1 protein-coding gene is annotated in these 557 nt (G+C 60.9%); it reads left to right on the forward strand.

The genetic code is table 11. The features are described 5' to 3' along the window. Window positions 1-557, forward strand: a 557-nt coding sequence (locus tag U5768_RS31860; RefSeq protein WP_322034291.1) for a DUF2345 domain-containing protein, incomplete at both ends; no start/stop codon positions are given.

Consider the following 557-nt stretch of genomic DNA (forward strand, 5'->3'; position numbering starts at 1 on the left):
GGCAAGCAACTCGACATGCAGGAGACCACCGCGCAGCTCGAAAGCGCGCTGGAGCTTGCCAAAGCCCTCGCAAGTTCCGCGAACAGCGCGAAGGCCGAGCCTGCCGATACTGCCGCCCAGCAACAGGTCAAGGAAGATCTCGACGTGCTGAAGAAGCCGGGCCTCCTCTTCAGCACACCGGCATCGGCGGGGCTCGTTGCGGCCGGAGGTATCCAGTTTGCCGCGCAGGACAACCTGAGCACCACTGCCGGCAGGAACGTCGATTTCAGCGTGCTCAAGCGCTTTACAGCCGCCGTCGGCGAAAAGATTTCGCTCTTTGTGCAGAAAAGCGGCATCAAGATCTTTGCCGCGAAGGGTCCCGTCCAGGTCCAGGCCCAGACGGGGCCCATGTCGCTTACCGCGGCCAGAGACGTCAATCTTGGCAGCGTCAACGCCAAGGTCAACCTCGCGGCGGCGAAGGAAATCATCCTTGAATGTAGTGGCGCGTTTGTGCAGATCAAGGACGGCAGTATCACGCTGGGAGGTCCCGGAGACTTATTTCTCAAGACCATCACGGT

It is taken from the genome of Paraburkholderia sp. J76 (genome assembly GCF_905220295.1).
Classification (GTDB): Bacteria; Pseudomonadota; Gammaproteobacteria; order Burkholderiales; family Burkholderiaceae; genus Paraburkholderia.